This is a genomic window from Streptosporangium sp. NPDC004379, assembly GCF_042873875.1.
GTDB lineage: Bacteria > Actinomycetota > Actinomycetes > Streptosporangiales > Streptosporangiaceae > Streptosporangium.
In genome coordinates, this window is record NZ_JBIAMC010000018.1 from 106333 (window position 1) to 127319 (window position 20987).

22 protein-coding genes are annotated in these 20987 nt (G+C 73.0%); 20 read left to right on the top strand and 2 right to left on the bottom strand.

Features of this window, described 5'->3' with window-relative positions; genetic code table 11:
• Nucleotides 1-53 precede the first annotated feature (53 nt).
• From ACFYSC_RS30750 to ACFYSC_RS30785, 8 genes are all read left to right on the top strand, one after another.
• Nucleotides 54-1058 carry a MoxR family ATPase gene (locus tag ACFYSC_RS30750; RefSeq protein ID WP_362944382.1) on the top strand — a complete coding sequence of 335 codons (1005 nt, stop codon included), beginning with the start codon at nt 54-56 and terminating at the stop codon, nt 1056-1058.
• A gap of 174 nt (nt 1059-1232) precedes the next feature.
• Nucleotides 1233-2198 carry a DUF58 domain-containing protein gene (locus tag ACFYSC_RS30755; protein ID WP_389968618.1) on the top strand — a complete coding sequence of 322 codons (966 nt, stop codon included), beginning with the start codon at nt 1233-1235 and terminating at the stop codon, nt 2196-2198.
• A complete protein-coding gene (locus tag ACFYSC_RS30760; RefSeq protein ID WP_389968620.1) occupies nt 2195-3142 on the top strand; it encodes a VWA domain-containing protein in 948 nt (315 codons plus the stop codon). The genes ACFYSC_RS30755 and ACFYSC_RS30760 overlap by 4 nt, the downstream gene beginning before the upstream one ends.
• Before the next feature lie 175 nt (nt 3143-3317).
• A complete protein-coding gene (locus tag ACFYSC_RS30765) occupies nt 3318-3929 on the top strand; it encodes a methyltransferase (protein ID WP_362944375.1) in 612 nt (203 codons plus the stop codon).
• Nucleotides 3930-4062: 133 nt separating this feature from the next.
• Nucleotides 4063-4623: an RNA methyltransferase gene (locus ACFYSC_RS30770; protein WP_362944373.1), complete on the top strand. Its 561-nt coding sequence runs from the start codon at nt 4063-4065 to the stop codon at nt 4621-4623.
• Nucleotides 4624-4845: 222 nt separating this feature from the next.
• Nucleotides 4846-5643 carry a glycerophosphodiester phosphodiesterase gene (locus ACFYSC_RS30775; RefSeq protein WP_389968621.1) on the top strand — a complete coding sequence of 266 codons (798 nt, stop codon included), beginning with the start codon at nt 4846-4848 and terminating at the stop codon, nt 5641-5643.
• An 88-nt stretch (nt 5644-5731) separates the two neighbouring features.
• The gene (locus tag ACFYSC_RS30780; protein WP_389968623.1) at nt 5732-7093 is read left to right on the top strand and encodes an MFS transporter; all 1362 of its coding nucleotides are present in this window, start codon (nt 5732-5734) and stop codon (nt 7091-7093) included.
• A gap of 145 nt (nt 7094-7238) precedes the next feature.
• The gene (locus tag ACFYSC_RS30785; protein ID WP_179828419.1) at nt 7239-7583 is read left to right on the top strand and encodes an RNA polymerase-binding protein RbpA; all 345 of its coding nucleotides are present in this window, start codon (nt 7239-7241) and stop codon (nt 7581-7583) included.
• A gap of 93 nt (nt 7584-7676) precedes the next feature.
• Here the strand turns inward: ACFYSC_RS30785 and ACFYSC_RS30790 are convergent, their stop codons facing one another.
• Nucleotides 7677-8324, bottom strand: coding sequence for a class I SAM-dependent methyltransferase (locus ACFYSC_RS30790; RefSeq protein WP_389968626.1), 648 nt, complete (start codon nt 8322-8324; stop codon nt 7677-7679).
• A 135-nt stretch (nt 8325-8459) separates the two neighbouring features.
• On the opposite strand from ACFYSC_RS30790, the gene ACFYSC_RS30795 reads away from it, so the two are divergent.
• The 5 genes from ACFYSC_RS30795 to ACFYSC_RS30815 all read left to right on the top strand — a co-directional run bounded on the left by ACFYSC_RS30795 (nt 8460) and on the right by ACFYSC_RS30815 (nt 11272).
• A complete protein-coding gene (locus tag ACFYSC_RS30795) occupies nt 8460-8996 on the top strand; it encodes a TetR/AcrR family transcriptional regulator (RefSeq protein ID WP_389968628.1) in 537 nt (178 codons plus the stop codon).
• A gap of 80 nt (nt 8997-9076) precedes the next feature.
• Nucleotides 9077-9901, top strand: coding sequence for an isocitrate lyase/phosphoenolpyruvate mutase family protein (locus ACFYSC_RS30800; protein ID WP_389968630.1), 825 nt, complete (start codon nt 9077-9079; stop codon nt 9899-9901).
• Between the two features lie 62 nt (nt 9902-9963).
• The gene (locus ACFYSC_RS30805; protein ID WP_389968632.1) at nt 9964-10626 is read left to right on the top strand and encodes an NAD(P)H-binding protein; all 663 of its coding nucleotides are present in this window, start codon (nt 9964-9966) and stop codon (nt 10624-10626) included.
• Nucleotides 10623-10757, top strand: a complete 135-nt coding sequence (locus ACFYSC_RS30810; protein WP_389968671.1) for a zinc ribbon domain-containing protein — start codon at nt 10623-10625, stop codon at nt 10755-10757. The genes ACFYSC_RS30805 and ACFYSC_RS30810 overlap by 4 nt, the downstream gene beginning before the upstream one ends.
• A 74-nt stretch (nt 10758-10831) precedes the next feature.
• Nucleotides 10832-11272 carry a type II toxin-antitoxin system PemK/MazF family toxin gene (locus tag ACFYSC_RS30815; protein WP_389968634.1) on the top strand — a complete coding sequence of 147 codons (441 nt, stop codon included), beginning with the start codon at nt 10832-10834 and terminating at the stop codon, nt 11270-11272.
• Between the two features lie 106 nt (nt 11273-11378).
• On the opposite strand, the gene ACFYSC_RS30820 is transcribed toward ACFYSC_RS30815, so the two are convergent.
• The gene (locus tag ACFYSC_RS30820) at nt 11379-12293 is read right to left on the bottom strand and encodes an NAD(P)/FAD-dependent oxidoreductase (RefSeq protein ID WP_389968636.1); all 915 of its coding nucleotides are present in this window, start codon (nt 12291-12293) and stop codon (nt 11379-11381) included.
• A 401-nt stretch (nt 12294-12694) separates the two neighbouring features.
• Between ACFYSC_RS30820 and ACFYSC_RS30825 the strand changes: the two genes are divergently transcribed.
• The 7 genes from ACFYSC_RS30825 to ACFYSC_RS30855 all read left to right on the top strand — a co-directional run bounded on the left by ACFYSC_RS30825 (nt 12695) and on the right by ACFYSC_RS30855 (nt 20984).
• Nucleotides 12695-13489: a DUF3152 domain-containing protein gene (locus tag ACFYSC_RS30825; RefSeq protein ID WP_389968638.1), complete on the top strand. Its 795-nt coding sequence runs from the start codon at nt 12695-12697 to the stop codon at nt 13487-13489.
• A 232-nt stretch (nt 13490-13721) separates the two neighbouring features.
• Entirely contained in the window at nt 13722-15065 is a 1344-nt protein-coding gene (gene gdhA / locus ACFYSC_RS30830) for an NADP-specific glutamate dehydrogenase (protein ID WP_389968640.1), read from the top strand.
• A gap of 260 nt (nt 15066-15325) precedes the next feature.
• Entirely contained in the window at nt 15326-16183 is an 858-nt protein-coding gene (locus ACFYSC_RS30835; RefSeq protein ID WP_389968642.1) for a CHAP domain-containing protein, read from the top strand.
• A gap of 29 nt (nt 16184-16212) precedes the next feature.
• The gene (locus tag ACFYSC_RS30840) at nt 16213-17292 is read left to right on the top strand and encodes a YhjD/YihY/BrkB family envelope integrity protein (RefSeq protein ID WP_389968644.1); all 1080 of its coding nucleotides are present in this window, start codon (nt 16213-16215) and stop codon (nt 17290-17292) included.
• A gap of 197 nt (nt 17293-17489) precedes the next feature.
• Nucleotides 17490-18401 (top strand): LysR substrate-binding domain-containing protein, encoded by a 912-nt coding sequence (locus ACFYSC_RS30845; RefSeq protein WP_362944345.1) that lies wholly within the window; start codon nt 17490-17492, stop codon nt 18399-18401.
• A 109-nt stretch (nt 18402-18510) separates the two neighbouring features.
• Nucleotides 18511-19470, top strand: a complete 960-nt coding sequence (locus tag ACFYSC_RS30850; RefSeq protein ID WP_389968646.1) for a sugar-binding transcriptional regulator — start codon at nt 18511-18513, stop codon at nt 19468-19470.
• A gap of 431 nt (nt 19471-19901) precedes the next feature.
• Nucleotides 19902-20984, top strand: coding sequence for a sugar ABC transporter substrate-binding protein (locus ACFYSC_RS30855; RefSeq protein ID WP_389968648.1), 1083 nt, complete (start codon nt 19902-19904; stop codon nt 20982-20984).
• The last annotated feature ends 3 nt before the right edge of the window (nt 20985-20987 follow it).

Sequence of the window (20987 nt, forward strand, 5' to 3'; positions counted from 1 at the left end):
AAATACCCCCGCCCAGCCGTGCGGTGCGGGTTTTCATTTGGTGGAATGTCACCATGACCGTCGCCGAAGAACTGCCGCGCGAGATCGACACCGGACTGCTGCGCGAGGCCCTCGCCGAGGTCCGGCGGGTCATCGTGGGCCAGGAGCGCATGGTGGAGCGGCTGCTGGTCGCGCTCCTCGCCCGCGGGCACTGCCTGCTGGAGGGCGTGCCGGGTGTCGCCAAGACCCTCGCGGCCTCCACGCTGGCCACCGTGGTGGGCGGTGATTTCGCCCGCATCCAGTTCACCCCGGACCTGGTGCCCAGTGACATCGTCGGGACGCGCGTCTACCACCCCTCCCGGGAGTCCTTCGACGTCGAGCTCGGCCCGGTGTTCGTCAACTTCCTGCTCGCCGACGAGATCAACCGCGCCCCCGCCAAGGTGCAGTCCGCGCTGCTGGAGGTGATGGCCGAACGGCAGGTCACCCTCGCCGGCCGGACGCATCCTCTGCCGCGGCCCTTCATCGTGCTGGCCACCCAGAACCCGATCGAGTCCGAGGGCGTCTACCAGCTCCCGGAGGTCCAGCGCGACCGGTTCCTGTTCAAGATCCGCGTCTCCCATCCCAGCGCCCAGGAGGAGCTGGAGATCCTGCACCGCATGAGCGTCACCCCGCCCGCCCCCAAACCGGTCCTGGACCCCGAGCGGCTGACGAGGCTTCAGGCCATGGCCGACCGCGTCTCGGTGCACCAGCTCGTCGCCGACTACGTCGTCCGGCTGGTGATGGCCACCCGCTCGCCCTCCGAGTACGGCCTGGCCGACCTGGCCGACAGCATCGAGGTCGGCGTCAGCCCCCGCGCCACCCTCGGCCTGGTCGCGGCCGGGCGCGGCCTGGCCCTGCTCCGGGGCCGCGACTACCTGCTGCCCGACGACATCCGCGACGTGGCCGTGGACGTGATGTCCCACCGGCTGATGCTCACCTTCGACGCCCTCGCCGACGGCGTGGACCCCGACGACGTCGTCGGGCGCATCCTCACCGCCGTCCCCCCGCCCCTGGTCGTCTGGAACCAGCCCGCCCGATGACCAGAGAAACCAAAGTCATGTGCACCCGGTCAGGGGAACCGCCATTCGGATCAACGACCGGGAAAACCGCGAGGGGGCGCCGGTGTCTGGACTGAGGAGAGAGCGAGCGCAGCGAGTGAATGACGAGGGAAGACACCGGGTAAGAGCCCCCGAGCCGCGACGCGCAGCGTCGCAATGAGTACAACCCCCGAGCCGCGACGCGTAGCGTCGCCATTGAAACAGCTGGAGCTGACCATCGTGCGGCGGCTGGACGGCCTGCTGCACGGTTCCTACGAGGGGCTCATCCCCGGTCCGGGCAGCGAGGCCGGCGACAGCCGCGTCTACGTCCCCGGTGAGGACGACATCCGCCGCATGGACTGGGCGGTGACCGCCCGCACGGGCGTCCCGCACGTGCGGGATCTGATCGCCGACCGGGAGCTGGAGACCTGGGCGCTGGCCGACCTGTCGCCCAGCATGGACTTCGGCACCGCCGTCATGGAGAAACGCGACCTCGTGGTCGCCGCGATCGGCGCGATCGGGTTCCTGGCCGGGCGGATCGGCGACCGCTTCGGCGCCTACGTCCTGCACGACGAGCACATCCACCGGATGCCCGCCAGGAGCGGCCGCCCCGCCCTCTACGGGCTCCTGCACTCGCTGGCGGAGGCCCCCCGGGGCCGCCCCGTCGCCGGCGCCCCCGATCTCGCCGAAGCGGTCGGGGTGCTCGCCTCGGTACGGCGCCGCCGCGGGCTGCGGGTGATCGTCTCCGACTTCCTGGGCGCCGAGCCCGTCCTCGACCCCCGCGTGGAGCCGCCCTGGGAGCGGCCGATGCGCCGGCTGGCCGCCCGCCACCAGGTGCTGGCCGTTGAGGTGATCGACCCGCGGGAGCTGGAGCTTCCCGGCGTGGGCCTGGTGAGCCTGGTCGACCCCGAGAGCGGGCGCACCCGCGAGGTCCGGCTCACCGGCGGGCTGCGGGCGGCCTACGCCGAGGCGGCCGCCGCCCAGCGCGCGGCGACCCGCGCGGCGCTGCGCCGCTGCGGCGCGGCGCACCTGGTGCTGCGGACCGACCGCGACTGGCTCCTCGACATCGCCCAGTTCGTCCTGCGGCAGCGGCGCACGGCGCACCTGGCGCACCGGCATCCGACGTCAGGAGTGGCACGGTGACCTTCCTCTCTCCGGCCTGGCTGTGGCTGTTCGCCGCGCTGGCGCTGGTCGTGGCGGGCTACGTGGCCGCCCAGTTCGCCCGCCGCCGCCACGCGGTGCGCTTCACCAACCTGCCGCTGCTGGCGCTGGTCGCGCCGGCCGGGCCCGACTGGCGCCGGCACGTCGCCCCCGCGCTGTTCCTGCTGATGATGTCGCTGCTGGTGCTGGGCGCGGCCAGGCCGGCCGACTCGGTGCGGATCCCGCGTGACCGCGCCACCATCATCATCGCGCTGGACGTCTCGCTGTCGATGGAGGCGAGCGACGTCGCGCCCGACCGGATCACCGCCGCCAAGCAGGCCGCGCAGAAGTTCGTCAGGGACCTGCCCGAACGGTTCAACGTCGGGGTGGTCGCCTTCGCCCGTTCCGCGTCGGTCGTGGTCTCCCCCACCACCGACCACCAGGCGGTCAACACCTCCATCGGCAACCTCGGCACCCGGGCCGGGACCGCGATCGGGGAGGCGGTCTTCAACTCGCTCGACTCCGTCCGCTCCTTCGACCAGCAGGCGGTCACCGACCCGCCGCCCGCCGCGATCGTGCTGCTGTCCGACGGCGACAACACCTCCGGCCGTACGGTGGCCGAGGCCGTCGAGGCGGCGGCCTCGGCCCGGATCCCGGTCTCCACGATCGCCTACGGCACGCAGGACGGCACGGTCACGATCGACGGCCGCGACGTCAACGTCCCGGTGAACAAGGCGACCTTGCAGAGCCTGTCGGAGGGCACCGGGGGCCGCGCCTACGAGGCGGAGTCGGGCAGCCAGCTCCGGGAGGTCTACGAGCAGATCGGCACCTCCCTGGGCTACCAGACGGTCGAGCAGGAGGTCACCCAGTGGTTCGTGGTGGCGGCGGCGCTGACCGGCATGGCGGTCGCCGCGGCCTCGATGCTGCTGGGCACGCGGCTGCCCTGACCCGGCCGCGTCACCGGCGGCCCTCCGGCCTCGGGCCCGTCCCCGCGGCCCGTCCTCACCGCCCGTCCCCGTGGCCGGTGCCCGTCGTCCGGACACGGGGCCGCCGACCGGCCGGGGCGGCCCCGGCGACGCGGCCGCCCCGGCCCGGTCCCGGGCGTTGGTAACGTTCTACGACGTGGCACATTACTTCGAGGAGCGTCCCGAGACCGCCAGCCGTCCCGGCTCGGTCACGCTCGTGCTCCCCGACCTTCACCTGAGGCTGGAGACCGACAGCGGGGTCTTCTCCCCCGAGCGGGTCGACCAGGGCACCCGGATCCTGCTGGAGACCGTGCCGCCTCCCCCGGCCGAGGGCGACCTGCTGGACCTCGGCTGCGGCTACGGCCCGATCGCCCTGACCATGGCCTCCCGCGCGCCCGCCGCGACCGTGTGGGCCGTCGACGTCAACCGCAGGTCCGTCGACCTGTGCGCCAGGAACGCCGAGAGCGCCGGCCTCGGCACGGTGAGGCCGGCGCACGTCGACGAGGTCCCGCCGGAGGTGCGGTTCCGGGCCATCTGGTCCAATCCCGCCATCCGCATCGGCAAGGCCGCGATGCACGAGATGCTGACCCGCTGGCTGTCGCGGCTCACCCCCGACGGCGTCGCCCACCTCGTGGTCCAGAAGCACCTTGGGTCCGACTCTCTGCAGCGCTGGCTGAACGAGCAGGGCTGGCCCGCCACCCGCGCGGCCTCCCGCTCCTCCTACCGGGTCCTCAGGGTCGAGGCCCGCCCCGCGGACCGCGAGGGCTGAGGCCGCCCCGCGGGGCACGGGCACCGGCGGGCGCCCTCCCCCGGCGCCGGCCATACGGACCGGCGACGAACGACCCCGGCGGGCCGCGGCGCGCCCGGGAGAACCACGACGAACGAGGAACGGTGAACGAACGATGACCGCGAACCCGCGCAGGCAGCTGCGGCAGACGGACGTCAAGCGGCTCAACCGCACCTGGCGCAGGCACACCGAGGGGAGGCTCGCCCTGATCGTGGAGTCGGTGACCGGCCCGTTCAACATCGGCTCGATCTTCCGTACGGCGGCGGCCTTCGGGGTGGAGCACGTCTGGCTGGCGGGCAACGCCACTCCCCCGACCAATCCCAAGGCGCAGAAGACCGCGCTGGGCACCGACCGCCTGGTCGCGTGGGACGAGCCGGTCCCCGTCCTGGAGGCGGTGCGGGCCGCGAAGGACGACGGTTTCACCGTGGTCGCGGTCGAGCTGACCGGGGACGCGGTGCCGCTGCACGAGGCGAAGCTCGACGGCGACGTGTGCCTGGTGGTGGGCAGTGAGGACCACGGCTGCTCCCCGGCGCTGCTGGAGGCCGCCGACGCCGTCTGCTACATCCCGCAGGTCGGCCGGGTGGGCTCGTTCAACGTGGGGGTGGCGACCGCGATCGCGGTGGCCGAGGCCCGCCGCCGGGAATGGGCCGGGAAGGGCCTGCCCGCCGGGGAATGAGCCCCGCCGCCCACGTGGCGCGGTCCCGCGGCGCCCGGCCCGGGAGGCACGCCGCCCATGTGGCGCGGTCCCCCTGCGCGGGGGGCACGCCGCCCGCGTGGCGCGGTCCTCCTGCGCGGGAGGCACGCCGCCGCGGCGGTCCGCCGTTTCACCGGGGCCACCGCGAACGTTCACCGCCCGCCCCGGTGACGCGCCCCGCCCTCAGACGGCATACTCCTGCACGTGCAGCGCCGTTACGCCTTCCTCGACCATCCCGGCCCGCTCGCCTTCGCCCACCGGGGCGGGGCGGCCGAGGGCCGGGAGAACAGCCACGCCGCGTTCGCCCGTGCCGTGGAGCTCGGCTACACCTACCTGGAGACCGACGCCCACGCGACCGCCGACGGGGTGCTGCTGGCCTTCCACGACCACACCCTCGACCGGGTCACCGACCGGCGCGGCCGGATCTCCGACCTGCCCTACCGGCTGGTCCGGCAGGCGCGGATCGGCGGGACCGAGGAGATCCCGCTCATGGAGGACCTGCTGGGCTCCTGGCCCGGGGCGCGGTTCAACATCGACGTCAAGGAGGTCTCGTCGATCGGGCCGCTGGCCCGGGTGATCCGGCGGACCAACGCCTACGATCGGGTCTGCGTCACCTCCTTCTCCGAGGAGCGGCTGGCCAGGGCCCGTGCCGCGATCGGCCGCGACGTGTGCTCCTCGCTCGGCCCGCTCGGCGTGATGTCGCTGCGCGCCGCCTCCTCCACCACCCGCTACGGCCGGCTGCTGGCCCGCCTGGCCCGCGCCGGGGTGCCGTGCGCCCAGGTCCCGCTGGGCTTCCGCGGCCTGCGGGTCACCACGCCCGCCCTGATCCGCACCGCGCACGCCCTGGGCATGCAGATCCACGTGTGGACCGTCAACGACACCGGCGTGATGGACCGCCTGCTCGACCTCGGCGTGGACGGCGTGATGACCGACAACATCTCCGGCCTGCGCCGGGTGCTGGAGGATCGCGGGCAGTGGCATCCGGCGGGCCTGCCCGTCTGACTCTCGCCCATCCTGCCCGTCCGCCTCGCCCGTCCGGCCGCCCTCGCTCCTTTCGTCCCAGTCTCCCCCCAGTGAACCGAGGACCGTCATGACCACCGAGAAGGTCACCGAGGACCTTTCCCCGTCCCCGAGCCGCCGGCGCGAGCAACGCGGCTGGTACTTCTACGACTGGGCGAACTCCGCCTTCCCCACCACGGTCCTGACCGTCTTCCTGGGCCCGTACCTGACGACGATCGCCGAGACCGCCGCCGCGGGCCGGCCGTACGTGGACGTGCTCTGGTTCGACGTGCGGCCCAGCGCCTACTACTCCTTCGTGGTGGGTTTCTCGGCGGTCCTGCAGATCTTCCTGATGCCCGTCGCCGGGGCCCTGGCCGACCACACCGGCCGCAAGCGGGAGATCATGAGCCTGTTCGCCTACCTCGGCGCCGCGGCCACCGTCTGCTTCTGGTTCCTGTCGGGTGACCGCTACCTGCTGGGCGGCGCGCTGTACGTGGTGGCCAGCGTCTCGTTCTCGGCGGCGTTCGTCGTCTACAACTCGTTCCTGCCGGAGATCGCCGCGCCGGACGAACGCGACCGGGTCTCCGCCATGGGCTGGGGCTTCGGCTATCTCGGCGGCGGCCTGCTGCTCGCCGTGCACCTGGGCCTGTTCCTCGGTCACCAGTCCTTCGGCGTGTCGGAGGGCGACGCCGTACGGCTGGCGCTGGCGTCGGCGGGTCTGTGGTGGGGTGGGTTCACGGTCATCCCGATGCTGCGGCTGCGCAACCGGCGCGCGCTCGCCCGGGGCGCCGAGGGGGTGGGCCGGGCCGTCACCGGCACGTTCCGCCAGCTCGGCCGTACGATCGTGGAGCTGCGCCGCTACCCGCTGTCGCTGGCGTTCCTGGTGGCCTACCTGATCTACAACGACGGCGTGCAGACCGTCATCTCCTTCTCGGCCACCTACGCCGACAAGGAGCTCGGGCTGGGCCAGACCGTGCGGATCGGGGCGATCCTGATGGTGCAGTTCGTCGCGTTCGGCGGCGCGCTGCTCCTCGGCCGGCTGGCCGCCTCCTACGGCGCCAAGCGCGTCGTGCTGGGCGCGCTGGTCGCCTGGACCGGCGTGGTGGCCGTGGCGTACTTCCTGCCCAAGGGGGCGGCCCTGCCGTTCTTCGCGCTCGGCTTCGCCATCGCGATCGTGATGGGCGGCACGCAGGCCCTGTCGCGGTCGCTGTTCTCGCACGTGATCCCGGCGGGCAAGGAGGCGGAGTACTACAGCCTGTACGAGATCAGCGACAAGGGCTCGACGTTCCTCGGGTCGTTCACCCTGGGCCTGGCGCTGCAGCTCACCGACAGCTACCGGATCGGCATCGTGTCGCTGGTCGTCTTCTTCGTCGTGGGCTTCGTCATGCTCGCCGCGGTGAACCTGCCCCGGGCGATCCGCGAGGCCGGCAACCAGGTGCCCGAGCGCCTCTGAGACATCTTCCCAAAAGCGCATCGCAGACCCGGCAAGGAACGCGCGATTGGATCTCCCCATGTGTGGGAATCCACACACGGTATCAAGCGTTGTACGCCGTGGGAGACAAACCCCTCACGACGGGGCCCTCAGGAGGCATTGAGACATGGGCGAGCGTGCGCTACGCGGTACCCGACTCGGAGCGACCAGCTACGAGAACGACCGCAACACCGATCTGGCTCCGCGCCAGGAGGTGTCCTACATTTGCCCGAAGGGCCATCGATTCGACGTTCCTCTCGCCGCCGAGGCCGAGATCCCGGCGACGTGGGAATGCCGCATGTGCGGCGCGAACGCCCTGCGGGTGGACGGTGAGCTTCCGGAGGCCAAGAAGGCCAAGCCGCCGCGGACGCACTGGGACATGCTGCTGGAGCGTCGCACGATCGAGGACCTTGAGGAGGTGCTCAACGAGCGCCTGGCGATCCTGCGCGCCCAACGCCGCAAGAGCGCCTGATCCGACGACCTGACGCGAGACCCCCGGCCCACGGCGAGGGCGCCGGGGGTCTCGTGCTGTCCGGGCCCGCCGTCCGGCGGCGGGGACGCCGGGTTACGGCCGGGTGGCGCGGACGTGGTACAGCAGGTACGGCAGGTCGCCTTCGGACTCCACCTTGAAGCCCGCGTCCGGGATGAGGGCGCCGAGCAGGTCACGGGGGTCGTGCCGCATGGCCGGGCCGGACAGCGCGCCGACGAGGCGCCGGGCCAGGGGGCCGGCCGGTGGGCGGAACTCGGCGATGAGCAGCCGCCCGCCCGGCCGCAGCACCCGGAACATCTGCCGCAGCGCTTCGGGCCGGGCCCCGGCGGGCATGTGGTGCACGGCCAGGCTGGAGACGACCAGGTCGAAGGAGCCGTCCGGGAACGGCAGGTCCTGCCCTTCGCCCACGGTGTAGGCGCAGTTGGCCGGGGCCCGCCGGGCGGCGTACCCGATCATCGCGGGCGACGGGTCGAGGCCGGTGACGTGGCCGTCCGGCGCGACGACCGGGGCGAGGATGCGGCTCAGGTAGCCGGTGCCGCAGCCGACGTCCAGGACGCGGTCCCCGGCGCGCGGCCGGGCCGCGGCGGCCACGCGGGTGAAGGCGGCGCGGCGGCCGCCGAGGAACCCGATCGAGCCGAAGAGCTCGTAGGCCCGCGGGCGGTCGATGGTCCCGCCCGCGTCGGCGTGCTCCTCATGGTGGTGCAGCAGCTTTCCCAGCCCCATGGCGTAGTCCCTCGGTCGCCGAACGATCTGTACGGTTATGAATGATGCGTTCACAGAGGTGGGCGGGTCAACGAACAGATCGGCCGTGTCGTGCCGTACCGAACAGGGGGCGGGGAAGTGTCCGGAGACCGGCGGGTGCGGCGGACACGCCGCATGGTCCAGGAGGCGCTGGTGGCGCTGATCCTGGAGAAGGGTTACGAGGCGGTGACCGTCACCGACATCATCGACCGCGCCGACGTGGGCCGCTCCACGTTCTACGCCCACTTCACCGACAAGCAGGACGTGCTGCTCGGCAACCTGGAGGAGCTGGACTTCCTGCGCCCCGCCCCGGCCGGCGGGCCGGGCGGGCTGTTCGCGTTCAGCCTGCCGGTGCTGGAGCACGTGCGCGAGCAGGAGCGGCTCGTACGGGCGCTCCTGGGGCGGCGCGGCGGCGGTCCGGTGCACGCGCGTGCGGAGCGGCTGCTCGCCGAGCTCGTCAGGGAGGAGCTCCTCGCCGCGGGCGCGCGGACGTCGGCCGCACTCGACCTGCTGGTGGTCTGCGTGACCGGCGCGTTCATGGGGCTGCTGCGGGCGTGGGTGGACGGCGACACCGCCGCCTCGCCCGCCGAGCTGGACGCCGCCTTCCGCGCGGCCGTCGAGCCCGGCGTGCGGGCCGTGCTGGGCCGGTCGTGACCGCAGGATGGGAATGGCCCGGTCGGGTGACACGGAATCGGCTCTCGGGCCAGGCCCCTCCGACCCTCTAGGGTCGGATCATGACCATCGCCGACGACGCGAAGAACGACCGGCCCTCCTCCGGCGGGGCCGCGGCGCTGCGCGCGCTGCACGTGCCGGGAGACCCTCTGGTGCTGCCCAACGTCTGGGATGCCGCCTCGGCCCGCATCGTGGAGGCGGCGGGGTTCCCGGCCGTCGCCACCGGCAGCGCCGCGGTCGCCCCTGTCCTCGGGTACGACGACGGGGAGGAGGCCCCGGCGCAGGAGATGCTGGCCGCGGTCGCCAGAATCGCCCGCGCGGTGGCCGTCCCGGTCACCGCCGACCTGGAACGCGGCTACGGCCTGGCGCCCGTGGAGCTGGTGGAGCGGCTCGCCGCGACCGGCGCGGCCGGCTGCAACCTGGAGGACTCCGACCCGCGCACCGGGGAGATGGTCGACGCCGCCGAACAGGCCGCCTTTCTGGCGGCGGTCCGCTCCGCCGCCTCCGCCGCGGGCGTGGACCTGGTGATCAACGCGCGGACCGACGTCTACCACCACGGCTCCGGCTCCCCCGCCGAACGGCTCGCCGAGGCCGTACGGCGGGGCCGCGAGTACCTGGCGGCCGGCGCCGACTGCGTCTACCCGATCTTCGCGGCCGAGCCCGCCGACATCGGCGCGCTGGTGGAGGGCATCGGAGGCCCGGTCAACGTCCTGTTCCGCCCCGGCACGCCGTCGCTGGCCGAGCTGGCCGGGCTCGGGGTCGCCCGCGTCAGCTTCGGTCCCGGCCTGCACCGGGCCGCGCAGGAGCACACCGCGCGGCTGGTCGCGGCGATCCGGGCCGGGCGCAGCCCCTACGACCCCCACGACCCGGAGCCCTCCGGACGGTGACAGGCGCGTCCTCCGGGGTACGACGAGCCGTATTCCCATGACGTGTGTCCAAGGAGGCTCATATGCGTACGGTCATCGCCGGCGGCCACGGGAAGGTCGGGCTGCGGCTGGGGTGGCTGCTCGCAGGCCGGGGAGACGAGGTCGTCAGCCTGATCCGTGATCCGGCGCAGGAGGACGACATCCGCGAGACGGGGGCCGAGCCCGTCGTGTGCGACCTGGAGAAGGCCGGGGTGGAGGAGGTGGCCGCCCTCCTCGCCGGGGCGGACGCCGCGGTGTTCGCCGCCGGGGCCGGGGCGGGCAGCGGCGTGCCGCGCAAGGACACCGTCGACCGGGCGGCCGCGGTCCTGCTGGCCGAGGCCGCCGAGCGCGCCGGGGTCCGCCGCCTCGTCCAGATCTCCTCGATGGGGGCCGGGCAGCCGCCCCAGCCGGGCAGCGACGAGGTCTGGGCGGCGTACATCGACGCGAAGACCGCCGCGGAGAACGACCTGGAGAGGCGCCGCGACCTCGACTGGACGATCCTGCGCCCCGGGACGCTGACCGACGACCCCGGCACCGGGCGGGTCCTGCTGTCGCACCCGCCGGTGCCGCACGGGAGGGTGCCGCGTGACGACGTCGCCGCGGTGATCGTGGAGCTGCTCGACTCCCCGGGGCCGCACCGCCACATCGTGGAGCTCGTCGGCGGTGAGGTCCCCGTCGCCGAGGCCGTCCGCGACCTGGCGTCCTGACCCGTCCGGCCACCTTCTGTTGCACGTCATGCGGCTTCGCTGAGCACGCCGACGTGAACGCGGCCCGCAACATCGCCATGCCCGGTGCTGCGGGCTGGGCAGTGAGTCACGCTGCCGACGACGTGGCCTGACCCGTGCACCCCATGCACGGCGAGGAGCTGCAAGCTCGGTCCTTCAGGGCCGAGAAGCTGACTAGGATGTCCGGATGCGTGATCTCGGTGAGGACCCGCGGCCGGCCCGGGGGGCGGTCCGCGAGGTCTACGGCGTGGACCGGACGGCGACCCTCGACTACTCCCCCGACCTGGACGGCCTGGCCGACCCGGGTGAGATCGTGTGGGCCTGGGTCCCCTACGAGGAGGACCCGGCCCGGGGCAAGGACCGGCCGCTGCTGGTCGTCGGCCGCCACCGGCGCCGCCTGCTGGCGATGATGCTGTCCAGCCACGGCGACGACGACCCCCGCGAGTGGCTGGAACTGGGCGCAGGCCCCTGGGACCGCGACGGCCGGGTCTCCTACCTGCGGCTGGACCGCGTCTTCGCGCTGGACGAGGACGACATCCGCCGCGAGGGGGCCGTGCTCGACCCGGCACGCTTCGCCCACGTCGCCGCCGCCCTCGGCAGGATCCACGGCTGGTCCGTCGCCCGCTGACGCCCGGCCGTTGACGCCCGGCCGCCCCGCCGGCCGGGACCGGGGTGTCGCGGCCGGGTGAGCACGGGCCGGGAGGCGGGTGGCGCACGGTCCCGTCCGGGACGGGTCAGGAGGCCTCTGCGGGCTCCACCGCCCAGGCCCCGCAGGCGTCGGAGATCATCGTGAAGGCGGCCACCGACCCGGCGGCGGCCGACTCGATCGCGGCCTGCGAGTCGGTGGTGAGGTCTCCGGCGGCGTACAGGCCGGGCACGTTGGTACGGCGGCACTCGTCGGTCTTGACGTAGCCGTCGCCGCCGAGCACCAGGCCCAGCCGTTCGACGAGGCGTGCGACCAGCGGGACGGGCCGCTGGCCGGGCTGCCACAGCAGCGTCTGCCGCTCGACGAGCGTGCCGTCCTCCAGTTCGACCGCGCGCAGCATGCCGCCGGTGTGGTGGAGCCTGCGGATCCCGCCCTCGACGACCCTGGCCTCGGGGACCGGCTCGGGCAGGGCGCCGTCGGCCAGGACGATCACGTCGTGGCTCCAGGCCGAGAACCCGGCGGCGGCCGTCCTGGCGAAGCCGGGGTCGGAGGTGACCACCCCCCAGGTGCGGCCCCGGTTCTCCCAGCCGACGCAGAACGGGCAGTGGATGACCGTCCTGCCCCAGCACTCGTCGAACCCCTCCACGTCGGGACGGATGTCGATCACCCCGGTGGAGAGGAGGACCTGGCCCGCCCACAGCGGGTCGCGGCGGTCGGACAGGACGGTGAAGCCCCCCTCGGGATCGGGCACCACGTCGGTCGCGGTGGCCTCGTACATGTCGGCCATGCCGTACCGCGTCAGATCGGCCCAGGCGCGGTGCCGGTACTCGTCGGGGGTGAGGCCGTCGAGACCGACGATGCCGTGCACTCCCCTGGACGGGGCGTTGCGCGGCGGCCGCCTCGTCTCCAGGACCGCCACCCGGCGCACCGAGCGGCTCAGCGTCATGGCGGCCGTCAGCCCGGCCGGCCCGCCACCGATGATCGCCGCGTCGTAGTGCTGCACGGCGTACTCCTTTCCATTGGATCCGCATCCCGGATCCGCCGTCTCCCTGCTCGCCGGCGTGTGGCGGGCTCACCCGCCACACGCCGGGGGAGACCCGCTTCCATGACCGTCCGCCTGGCGTTACCCAGTCAGCCTGGCGGTACCCAGGAACCGGGCCGGGACACCGGGAGGCGGCAGGGGGCGCCGGGAGGCGGAACGGGCCGGGAGGCGGGATCCGCCCGGCCGGGCGACGGAGGCGGGCCCTCCAGCAGTCCTCCAGCGGCCGCCCGGCGGACATCCCACGGCCCTCCAGCGACCGCCCGCCGGGCATCCGCCGGACATCCGGCGGCCGGGGGTCCCGGGGGTCCGTGAGGGCCTCCCGGCTGATCAGTGGCGGCCGGAGGTAATAAGGTTTACGGCCTATGTCCAGGAAGGTACAATTTTATGACCGCAGACCCTTTGTGGGCCTCCTCGCCCTCGCCATCTCGGCGACACTGCTGGCCGGCGGCGCCACCCTGCTGAGCGGTCGCCTTGAACCGGTCTCGGACATGCCCGCCACGCCCGAGGCCCTGCCCCCGGCGCCGGTGACCCCCACCCCGCCTCCCGCGCCCACGGCCTCTCCGCACTCGTCCCCCGGAGCGGAACGCCCCTTCCTGCTGGCCAACGGCCGCCGGCAGCCGCAGCGGATGAAGGTGCCCGCCTCGGCGGGCGGCCGCTACTCCGTCGTGGGCGGCGGGGCCGAACCGCCGGCGGGCGGCAAGGGACGGGTGATCCGCTACATCGTCGAGGTCGAGCGCGGCCTGCCGTTCGACGGGCGGGAGTTCGCCGAGGCCGTGCACCGTACGCTGAACGACCCTCGGAGCTGGGGTTTCCGGTTCAGGCGCGTGACGCGCGGGCCGGTGGAGATCCGGGTGTCGCTGTCCAGCCCCGGGATGACCGACCGGCAGTGCCGGCCGATGATCACCAACGGCCTGCTGTCCTGCTGGAACGGCAAGCGCGCGGTGATCAACGCCATGCGGTGGAACCAGGGCGTGCGGGGCTACGGGCGCGACGTCGCCACCTACCGGGAGTACGTCGTCAACCACGAGGTGGGCCACGGCCTCGGCCACGGCCACACGCCGTGTCCCGGACGTGGCCGGCGGGCCCCGGTGATGCTCCAGCAGACGAAGTCGCTGTACGGCTGCCGCCCCAACGCCTGGCCGTCCCCCGGCCGCTGACCGGCGGCTGACCGGCGGCTGATCGGTGGCTGATCGGTGGCTGACCGGCCTCTCCGGCTCGGCCGGTCGCTCCGGGCCCGCGGCCGGTCGCTCCGGGCCCTCCGTCCGGGGCGGCCGGCCCGCATGGGCGCGCCCCGCGAGGGGACCCGCCCGGCCTCCGGGGATGCGCGGATCCGCGTCGCCTAATCTGGGCGGAGATCACTTCGATCGCTGTCAACATGAGGGGACGAGGATGCTGCACGAGAGACTGGCCTCGATCTACGACAACGTTCTGAGCCGCAACCCCGGTGAGATCGAGTTCCACCAGGCCGTCCGCGAGGTGCTGGAGAGCATCGGACCGGTCCTCGCCAAACATCCCGAGTACGCCGATTCCAAGATCATTGAGCGTATCTGCGAGCCGGAGCGGCAGATCATCTTCCGCGTGCCATGGGAGGACGACCGGGGCGAGGTGCAGATCAACCGGGGTTTCCGGGTGGAGTTCAACAGCGCGCTGGGCCCCTACAAGGGCGGCCTGCGCTTCCATCCCTCGGTCTACCTCGGCATCGTGAAGTTCCTCGGCTTCGAGCAGATATTCAAGAACGCGCTGACCGGCCTGCCCATCGGCGGCGGCAAGGGGGGCTCCGACTTCGACCCCAAGGGCCGCTCCGCGCGCGAGGTGATGCGCTTCTGCCAGAGCTTCATGACCGAGCTCTACCGCCACATCGGCGAGTACACCGACGTCCCGGCCGGTGACATCGGGGTCGGGCAGCGCGAGGTCGGCTACCTGTTCGGCCAGTACAAGCGGATCACCAACCGCTACGAGTCCGGAGTGATCACCGGCAAGGGGCTCAGCTACGGCGGCGCGCAGGTGCGGACCGAGGCGACCGGCTACGGCTGCGCCTTCTTCGTGGAGGAGATGCTGAGGGCGCGCGGCACGTCGTTCGACGGCCGGCGCGTCGTGGTGTCCGGGTCCGGCAACGTCGCCCTCTACACGATCGAGAAGGTGGAGCAGCTCGGCGGCGTGGTGGTCGCCTGCTCCGACTCCTCGGGATACATCCTCGACGAGAAGGGCATCGACCTCGGGCTGCTCAAGCAGGTCAAGGAGGTCGAGCGCAGGCGGCTGAACGTCTACGCCGAGCGCCGCGGCGACGGGGTGTCCTTCGTCTCCGGCCGTCCCGTGTGGGAGGTGCCGTGCGAGGTGGCGATGCCGTCGGCCACCCAGAACGAGATCACCGCCCGCGACGCCGAGGCCCTGGTGCGGGGCGGCTGCATCGCGGTGGGCGAGGGCGCCAACATGCCCACCGCCCCGGAGGGGATCCGGGTGTTCCAGGAGGCGGGGGTGGCGTTCGGACCGGGCAAGGCGGCCAACGCGGGCGGCGTGGCCACCAGCGCGCTGGAGATGCAGCAGAACGCCAGCCGCGACTCCTGGACCTTCGAGTTCTCCGAGCAGCGCCTGCGGGAGATCATGCGTGACATCCACGCCCGCTGCCTGGAGACCGCCGACGAGTACGGCATGCCGGGCGACTACGTGGCGGGGGCCAACATCGGCGGGTTCAAGCAGGTCGCGGACGCGATGCTGGCGCTCGGCCTGATCTGAGGCCGCACCCGGTCCGTCCAGCTCGTCTAGCTCGTCTAGTTTGTCCGGCTCGGGAGGTTCCCGGGCCGGACGGGCATGATAGGCCGGAAATACCGGCCGTTCCCGCGATTCGGCGGATCCGGCATCAAAGCGCCGGATAAAGCCCCCTTTTATCGGAAAAGCCATCTTCTTCGCGTCGTACGGAATACAGTCCGGCTTGTCGGACGGCGCCCACCCTTCGCGGAAGGGCGGAGGACACGCGGACGGGGTGGCTGACAGCCTTGGATCCGATCGGTGACGCACTGCTGAAGACCATGGCGCCGGAGCTCGGATATCGGCAGCGCGACGGGCAGCCCACCGTGTTCGGCCGGTGGTACTCGGCCAACGTCGTCCGGGACGCCGAGTACGAGACGGCGCCCTGGTGCGACATGTTCATCTCCTGGGCCGCGGCGAAGGCCGGTGTCGCCGACTACGTCGGCCTGTTCGCCTGGACCCCCTCCCACGCCCACTGGTTCGCCACGCACGGCGCGTGGTCGGGCACGCCCGAGCCCGGGGCGCTGGTCTTCTTCGACTGGTCCGGCGGCCGGGACATCGGCGGCATCGACCACGTGGGCGTGGTCGAGCGCGTGGACGGTGGAACGATCCACACGATCGAGGCGAACGTCGACGGCTCCCGGCTGAAGCGCAAGACCCGCGACGAGAGCAACGTCGTCGGCTACGGCCTGCCGCGCAAGGTCAGGGAGAACCTGGCGGGCGCGCCCCCGGCCGACGGGGCGGGGGCGCTCTCCGAGGCCACCCGGATCGAGGTGCGCCCGGCGCCCGGCCCCGGCGCCTCGTCCCTGGCCTTCGGCACCGGACCGTACGGCATGCCGCCGGAGACGGCGCCGGTCGCCGGGCTGCTGGCCGTACTCCTCGTCGCGACGTTCCTGCTGACCAGGCGGCGGTCCCGCCCCGCGGCGGGCCGGCATCGCAGGCGGGACCGCCGGCCGGACTCCGTCGCCCCTCCCCCGCCGGGCTCCGCAGACCCTGGGGATCTTGTGGACTCCGGGGACTCCGTGCACCATGTGCACTGTGTGGGTTGTGAGGGGTGTGTGGGCTTCACGGTGGTTCCGGCAGGCCGGGGCGCCGGAGGGCGGTAGAGCGGCGGGTGCCGGGTAGTGGCCCGGCCATGACGGTCACGGGATTCGCCGGGCGGGTGGCGGCGTTCTGGACGCGGGCCCGCCGCCGCCACGGCTGGCTGGACCACCTGGTGCGCGCCGGGGTGCGGTACGACGAGGCGGACGGCGGGCGGTTGTCGGCCGCGCTCACCTACTACTCGTTCTTCGCGGTGTTCGCACTCGGGCTGCTCGGCTTCTCGATCATCGGGCACGTGCTGGACGACCCCAAGGTCATCACCACGGTGCAGGTCTTCCTGAGCGAGAACTTCCCCCGCCTGGACGTGGCGGCGCTGCGCGACGCCCGGAGCACGGCCGGGGCGATCGCCTTCGTGGGCCTGCCGCTGACCGGGCTGTTCTGGGTGGACAGCATGCGCTCGGCGATCCGGGCGGTCTGGCGGCTGGAGGAGTACCCGGGCGCCTACTTCCTGCGCCAGGTGATCGACCTGGGCGTGCTGGCCGGGCTGGGGCTGCTGCTGTCGATCTCCCTGGCGGTGTCCTTCGCCGCCGAGTCGCTGCTGAACTGGGTGTTCCTGCACACCGTGGGCGTCACCGACGACGTGACGCGGTGGCTGCTGTCGGCGGCCTCGTTCGTGCTCGGCCTGGCGGTGAACACACTGCTGGCCGCCGCCCTGCTCACCGTGACGCCCCGGCTGCGGCTGCCGCTCGGCCGGGTGCTGGGGCCCGCGCTGTTCGCCACCGCCGGACTGGAGATCCTCAAGACCATCGGCCAGTTCTACCTGGAGATCACCGCGGCCAACCCCGCCTACCAGGTCGTCGCGGGCGCCGTCGGGATGCTGGTCTTCCTCAAGGTCCTCAACCAGATCATCCTGTTCGCCGCCGCGTTGTGCGCCACGGGCACCGGCGGGCGGGTCGTCGATCTGGCGTCCCGCCAGGAACGGCCCGAACACCCCGAACAGCCCCAACAGCCCGAGCTTCCGGAGCACCCCGGACATCCCGAACACCCGAAGCACCCCGAACGCACCCGGCTTCCGGAGCACACCGAACACCCCGAGCACCCCGAACGCCTCGGCCACCCGGATCACCCTGAGTGCCCCGCCCGTCCGGCCGTGACCGCCGTCCCGGACGGCTGACCGGCCGCCGTCCGGCCGTCCACGGAATGTCCATGAAATGCCCGCGGAAGGCCCGTCAAAGGTCCGTGGAAGGGTCCGAGGGCTGTCCCGCCCGTCATCCGGCGGAACCGGCGGCAGACGGCGGGGCCTCGGGGAACTCCCAGGCCGGTGACCGTACCGACTCCCTCATCTGCGGACAATTACCCCATACTGGGGCGGTGTTGAGCAGTCACCGCCTCCGCGTCCTGCTGGAGGTCTTCCGGACCGGGAGCATCGCCGGGGCCGCGCGCGTCCTGCGGCTCTCGCCCTCGGCCGTCTCCCACCAGCTGTCCCGGCTGGAGGAGGAGGCCGGGGTGGGGCTGGTCGAGCGGGGCGCCCAGAGCCTGCGGCTGACCGCGGCGGGCCGGCGGCTGGCGACCCGCGCCCAGGAGGTGCTCGACATCATCGAGGCCGCGGAGAAGGACCTGCTGGCGCAGGCCAGGGCCGACGCCGGGCAGCTGCGGATCGGGTTCTTCGCCTCGGCGGGGTACCGGCTGCTGCCGCTGGCGCTGTCGGCCTTCACCGCCCGCCACCCGGCCGTGGAGCTGGACCTGGTGCTCGGCCAGCCCCACGAGCTGCTGCCCGACCTGGAGCGCGGCGCGCTCGACGTGCTGGTGGTCTTCGAGCACGCGCTCGACCCGTGGAAGCCTCCGGAGGGGGTCGAGGTCACCCACCTGTTCGACGAGCCGCAGCTGCTGGTCGTGCCGCCCGGCCACCCCGCGGGCAAGTCGCAGCGGGTACGGCTCGCCGACCTGGCCGGCGAGCCGTGGATCACCACCTACGGCACCGGGACCCCGGTCTCTGTGCTGGAGCGGGCCAGCGCGCTGGAGGGGTTCAGTCCGATGATCCGCTGCCGCAGCGACCACTACGAGGTCACGCTCGGGCTGGTGCGGGCCGGTCTCGGGGTCGCGCTGGTGCCCAGCCTCGGGGCGCGGGGCGCCCCCGGCGTCCAGGTGTGCCGGCTGGACGGGCCCCGGCTCTACCGCAGGATCGGCGCGGCGGCCCGCCCGACCAACCCCAACCCGGCGCTGCGCTCCTTCATCGACTACCTGCGCGACGCCTCGGCCAGGCTCCGTACCGCGTCGCACTGATCGCCGGGCCGCGTCCGGGATCGCTAGCCTTTCCCTTGGAGAGGGCGCGGGTATAGTCAATGCGCATCTGTTCAGCACATATGTTCAGAAAATGAGGGGGAGCCCGCCCATGAACGCCGCCGACGCCGTACCGGAGGCACAGGCCCGGTTCCCCCGGGAGCTGATGTACGCGGCGGCGTCGCAGTACTACCTCGAGGAGGCCACCCAGGCCGACATCGCCAAGCGGCTGGGCGTCAGCCGGGCCACGGTGAGCCGGCTGCTGACCGAGGCGCGCCGGCACGGCATCGTGGAGATCCGGGTGCACCGGCCGGCGGCGCTGGAGGAGGGCCCGCTGGCCGCCGAGGTGGCCACCGCGCTGGGCCTGGCGCGCGTCTTCCTGGTGCCCAGGGTCGGCGGCCCGGCGCTGGGCCCATGGCTGGCCCCGGGCCTGGCCAGGGCACTGGCCGCGGCGGGCCTGGAGTCCGGCGACGTACTGCTGGTCTCCTCCGGCAGCACGGTCTACGAGTGCGCGCGGGAGAGCCTGGGGAGGTTCCCCGGGGTCACGATCGCCCCGGCCGTGGGCGGCCAGGAGGACCCCCAGCCCTGGTTCCAGACGAACGAGACGACCCGCCTGCTGGCCGAGCGGGTCGGGGGCGTGCCCAGTTACCTGTACGCGCCCGCCCAGCCGGGTCCCGAGCTGTTCTACTCCCTGCAGCACGAGCCGTCGGTGCGCAGGGTCATGGACCTGTGGGCGCACGCCAGGTGCGCGATCGTCGGCGTCGGCTCGCCGCCGCTGACGCGCCAGGTCGTGCCGGCCTTCGTGCCCCGCCACGCCGGCAGCCTGCGCGACGCCGTCGGCGACGTGTGCTCGCGCTTCTACGACCGCGACGGCGAGCCCGTCGGCTATCCGGGCAGCGAGCGGCTGGTGGCGACCAGCCTGGAGCAGCTGCGCCGCATCCCCGTCTCCATCGCGGTGGCGGTCGGGCCGGAGAAGGTCCTGTCGATCGTCGCCGGGGCCAGGGGCGGCTACTTCAACCAGCTCGTCACCGACGCCCTGACGGCGGAGAGCCTGCTGTCGGCGACCCGCTGACGGTGATCCCGCTGACGGGAGAGCGGGCCACCGGCGGAGGCGGACGCCCGTCCCGCGGCCCGCCGTACGGCGCCGCCCGCCACAGGACACCACCCGCGCACGGGCACACCCGCCATACCGCACCGCACCGCCGGCGTACGGCACACCCGCCGTACGGCACCGCCCGGCGGGCCGTTCCCGCGCGCCCCGTCCCCGCAGCCCCCGCGCCCGGAACCCTCGTCCCGTGAGGGGAGGTCCCCGGTCGCCGTTCGCGCGTCGGCGCCAGGTCACGGGTCTGGAAAATCCCTGAACACTTTTTCTGGACAAATATTCCGAGCACGCGCTAGCGTGTTCGGCCATGGCGCATGACCGCGCGTAGCGGACCATGCCCGGCCTCGGGGATCGCGGAGCGGATCCGCTGCGCGAGGACACAGCGAGCAAGGGAAGAAGCCGTGAAGAAAGCTCAGACGCGGACAACGACGTTCGCCGCGGTGGCGGTCATCGCGGGCGCGGCGCTCACCGCCTGCGGTTCCGGCTCCGGCGGAGCGGACGGCGGCGGCGACGGGGGCGCGGAGAACGCCAAGGTGGCCTTCCTCATGCCCGACCTCGCCTCCACCCGGTACGAACTGGCCGACAAGCCGCTGTTCGAGGCGAAGATGAAGCAGCTGTGCGCGGGCTGCACGGTCATCTACCAGAACGCCGACTCCGACGCCTCCAAGCAACAGCAGCAGGCCAACTCGGCACTGGCCCAGGGCGTCAAGGCCATCGTGATCGACCCCGTCGACTCGGCCGCCGCCGCGACCATCGTCAAGTCGGCGCAGGCGCAGAACGTGCCGGTCATCGCCTACGACCGGCCGATCCCCACCACCCCGGCCGACTACTACATCTCGTTCGACAACGAGAAGATCGGCTCGATGATCGCCCAGTCCCTGGTCGACCACCTCAAGGAGGAGAAGGCCGAGGGCGGGATCCTCCAGGTGAACGGCTCCCCCACGGACGCCGCCGCCGGCCTGATCAAGAAGGGCGTCCACGGCGCGGTCGACCCGAGCGGTTTCAAGCTGCTCGCCGAGTACGACACCCCCGACTGGCAGCCGGAGAAGGCCCAGACCTGGGTGAGCGGCCAGATCACCAGGTTCCGCGACGAGATCGTGGGCGTGGTGGCGGCCAACGACGGCACCGGCGGCGGTTCGATCGCCGCGTTCAAGGCGGCGGGCGTGAAGGTCCCCCCGGTCACCGGCAACGACGCCGAGCTGGCCGCCGCCCAGCGCATCATCTCCGGCGACCAGTACAACACGATCTCCAAGCCCATCAAGATCGTGGCCGAGGCCGCGGCCGACGCGGCCTACCGGTTCGCGCGGGGCGAGAAGCCCGCGGGCAAGACCAAGCTCTACGACACGCCTTCGGAGCTGTTCACCCCCACGGTCGTGACCAAGGACAACATCAACGAGGTGCTGTTCCAGAGCGGAATCATGAAGGCGTCCGAGGCGTGCACGGGCGAGTACGCCAAGGGATGCGCCGAGCTCGGCATCAAGTAGATC